This is a genomic window from Thermosulfurimonas sp. (genome assembly GCF_015491435.1).
Classification (GTDB): Bacteria; Desulfobacterota; Thermodesulfobacteria; order Thermodesulfobacteriales; family Thermodesulfobacteriaceae; genus Thermosulfurimonas_A.
Genome location: NZ_WFVX01000016.1, coordinates 1 through 3386, shown reverse-complemented (window position 1 = coordinate 3386; position 3386 = coordinate 1). Strand labels below are relative to the sequence as shown.

Annotated in this window: 4 protein-coding genes and 1 pseudogene; 2 read left to right on the top strand and 3 right to left on the bottom strand. The window is 54.6% G+C overall.

All coding sequences use genetic code 11. The features are described from left to right. From F8J34_RS00700 to F8J34_RS00690, 3 genes and pseudogenes are all read right to left on the bottom strand, one after another. Positions 1 to 1110, bottom strand: a pseudogene (locus tag F8J34_RS00700) (hypothetical protein); the annotation flags it as partial. A gap of 12 nt (positions 1111 to 1122) precedes the next feature. Next, positions 1123 to 1728, bottom strand: a complete 606-nt coding sequence (locus F8J34_RS00695; RefSeq protein ID WP_297055339.1) for a GTPase domain-containing protein — start codon at positions 1726 to 1728, stop codon at positions 1123 to 1125. Further along, the gene (locus F8J34_RS00690) at positions 1728 to 2120 is read right to left on the bottom strand and encodes a roadblock/LC7 domain-containing protein (RefSeq protein WP_297055336.1); all 393 of its coding nucleotides are present in this window, start codon (positions 2118 to 2120) and stop codon (positions 1728 to 1730) included. Before F8J34_RS00690 ends, F8J34_RS00695 begins: the two co-directional genes overlap by 1 nt. A 67-nt stretch (positions 2121 to 2187) precedes the next feature. Here F8J34_RS00690 and F8J34_RS00685 point away from each other — a divergent pair, with 67 nt between their 5' ends. Together F8J34_RS00685 and F8J34_RS09710 are read left to right on the top strand one after the other, a co-directional pair. Further along, positions 2188 to 3261, top strand: coding sequence for a chemotaxis protein CheB (locus tag F8J34_RS00685; RefSeq protein ID WP_297055333.1), 1074 nt, complete (start codon positions 2188 to 2190; stop codon positions 3259 to 3261). Beyond that, positions 3224 to 3386 (top strand): DUF4388 domain-containing protein (locus F8J34_RS09710; RefSeq protein WP_363315383.1); only part of this gene is annotated, 163 nt, incomplete at its 3' end. The genes F8J34_RS00685 and F8J34_RS09710, both read left to right, overlap by 38 nt.

Genomic DNA, 3386 nt, shown 5'->3' with positions numbered 1-3386 from the left:
CTTGGGGGCAACCTTACCGAAAAAGCGGGCCCATAGCCCCCTGCCCTTGAGGAGCTTCAGGGGAAAGACCCCCTCCATGAGGGAGGAACGCCAGTGGCTCAGGATCTCTCCGGCAAAAGCTACCTCCTCCAGAGGAATGATCAGGACCCGGGTGGGGGTCTTGCACCAGAGGGCCTCCCGGATGACCGGAAGGCGCGGGCGTTTTTCCTTTTCGGCGATGAAATTGCGAATCTCTTCTTCCTTCTGGGCCAGGACCTTTTCCAGAGTCGGGTCCATTCGGAGGAGGATTTCCCGACATTCGTTTTTGGCTTTGAGGATCAGCTTGCGCAGGGCCTTTTTTCGGCCCAGACGGGCCAGTTCCTCCACCGCCACCCAGCGTTCGTATTCCTGAAGAAACTGCCGGGTGAGATCCGGGATTTCGGCTGCAGGTTCCGCCGAAGCCCGGACCGGAGTCTCCGGAATCGGCTTCTCCAGGACCGGCCTCTCTGTAAGCGGCCTTTCCGGGGGTTTTTCCTCTTCCCGCGGGACCTCCACCTCCGGAGGAGCCGGGGGGGCCTCTTCCCTCGCCGGTTCCTCCAGTTCCAATTCCAGTTCCAGTTCCGGCAGCTCGGCCTCCTTTTCCGGAACCGCAACCTCTTCTTCCAGGGTCTTTAAGGCCTTTTCCAGTTCGGCTACCTCCTCTCCCACCTCACGCTGCTCAAAATTATGTTTGTAAAGGAGATCTCCGGCCTTTTTCAGGAGATCCAGTTTGGGAGCGGTAACCCGTTCCGGGGTCTTAACCTCCACCAGAATGGTTTCTAGTATTTTTAACAAGCGTTGATTGGGAATATCTAATTTAAATTGTTGTAATTTTTTACACTTTTCTATGGCCTTTTCCGCTATTTCTGGTATAATCTCCCATTCGATGGTCAGGATCTCTCCCACCAGTTCTTCCAGAAGGTGCCGGAAGGATTCCTCGCCTTCCTCGATAATGGGTTCGAGCAGGGAATAGCCCTCGATCTCTTCTTCCTTAAGTTCGGTGGGTTTAGCGGTTTTAAAGATTTCGTCCAGGGCCTTTTCTACCTCTAACTCCAGCTCTAATTCCTGTTGTTCCTTGTCTTTTTCTTCCATAGTGGGCCCCTGCTAAAGGTATTTTTTGGCAATGTAACGCACGCTCAATTTGCTGATGGTCTTCAGGGTATCGAAAACACCGATACCCTTCGGAGCCACGGCTTCGAAATAAGGGGCATTCAGGTCTTTATTGAGGTCTTCCTGGAGCTCTTCCACCGAGAGGATGGGAATGCCCATGGAGGCCAGATCCCGCTTGTTGTACTGGAAGACCAAGGGAATTTCGTGGATATCCACTCCCCATTCGAAGAGGTGTTCCTTGAGATCCGCCAGACTCTCTTTGTTCTTTTCGCGGCGTATGCGCAGGGAATCGGCTACAAAGACCACCCCATCGGCCCCCTTGAGGACAATCTTTCGGGCCGGTTTATAAATGGCCTGCCCGGGAACGGTGTAAAGCTGGAGGCGAATGTCCAGGTCTTTGATCTTTCCCAGACTCAGGGGGAGGAGATCGAAAAAGAGGGTCCTTTCTCCCTTAGTTTCGATGGTCAGGAGTTTTCCCTTAAATCGATCCGGAAGGGCATTATAGATATAAAGAAGATTGGTGGTTTTGCCGGAACGCCCCGGGCCGTAATAGACGATCTTGCAGTAGATCTCTTTCTTCTTGAGGTCTATGAGCGCCATTAAATCTCCTGGATCTCCTTGGCTACCTGGTTGACTTTGAGACGTACCAGGCCCAGGGGAACATCGTCTCTAAAGACCGTCACCAGGATGAGCTCGTCCCGGATCTTGCTGAGATGGATGTTATCCTTCTTTCCTTTATGGTAAAGGATGGAGAAATCGTCTTCCCCCAGGAGCTTGGCGATCTGATTGGTGGCTCCGAAGTTGGCCGCCGCCAGGGCGGCCAGAGAGGTCACATCCACGTCCTGGTTTTCTCCTACCGAAACCAGGATATTACCCGCTTCGTCGATGAGCAAAGCCAGACTCACTCCTATGGAGATGAGATAATCCTGTAACAATTTCTCCAACTGGGCTACCTTTTCGGGAGTTAATACCAGAACGCCCATGATAATCATCCTCCATTTGTTTGACAGAACTAGAATAATATGAATAATAATAACAAATCAAGAGGAAAAATCGGGTATGAAACGGGTCCTTATCATTGACGATTCTCCCCTCATCTGTCGTCTTCTGGAAAAGGCCCTTCTTTCCTTTCCCGAGTTTGTCCCGGTGGGGAAGGCCTCCAACGGAATGGAGGCCCTGGAAATGATAGAGAGGCTGGAGCCGGATGTATGCACGCTGGACGTAAATATGCCGGCCATGGATGGTCTGGTGCTCCTCAAGAAACTTATGGTCCGCAGGCCCATGCCGGTGCTTATGGTTAGTGCTCTCACCAAGGAGGGTTCTAAGACCGCCTTTGAATCCTTACGTTACGGGGCCCTGGATTTTTTGCCCAAGCCTGGAGGTCTCTGGGAGAGCGGTGGGGCTTTCGAGAAGCTCCTTTACGATCGCCTCAAGAGGGTGGCTGCGGTGGATCTGGAAAACATCCGTTTCATCACCCGGAAGAGACTGCGGAAGAAGGGGTTGACCTCGGCTGCCCCGGCCCGGGAGCTGGTGGTGGTGCTGACCAAGGAGGGAAGCTATACCTTTTTCCTGCGTCTCGTCCAGCACCTGGAGGAGATAAGGGCCCCCCAGCTCTGGTGTGTGGCCCTGCCGGACCGATGGGTGGAGTCCTTTGCGGAATATCTGGTCGAGGAGTGCGAACTTCCGGTAAAATTGCTTCAGTCCGGAGAGACTCTCAGGGAGGGGTTCATCTATCTTACCGGGGTGGAACGCTGGTGGAGGCTGGAGGAGGACGAAGAGGGGGGAATCAGGGTGAGGAGTATGACCGTGCCTTCCGGGGTTTCCCGGGAGGATCTTTTTGACAGTCTGCTCCTTGAAGCCTCGGTCCTTCTCAGGGATCGGGTCCTGGCCCTGGTAGGGCCGGGGCGTTTCGAAAAGGGCAAAATCGGTCTGAACGAAGTGCGCAAGAGCGGGGGAAAGGTGCTTATTGCCCGGCGCAGGGAGTGTCTCTATCCGGAGGCCCCTATCTATTTTGCCGAGGGGGGCGGTTTTCCGGAGTATGGGCTGAGGGACCTGGGGGGGTGGCTTAGCCGCTGGCCGGATCGGGGAGAAGGATATGGGAGAAGGGTTGAAGGGTACGCTGGAAGGGCTTAGGCTGGAGGCCCTTCTTCAGGCCCTGGCTCTCTCCGAGGAAAGCGGTGTCCTGCGGGTAGTTTCCGGAGGAAAAGAGGGACAGATACGGCTGCGGAAGGGGCGGGTGGTCGGAGCCGTTTCCCCGG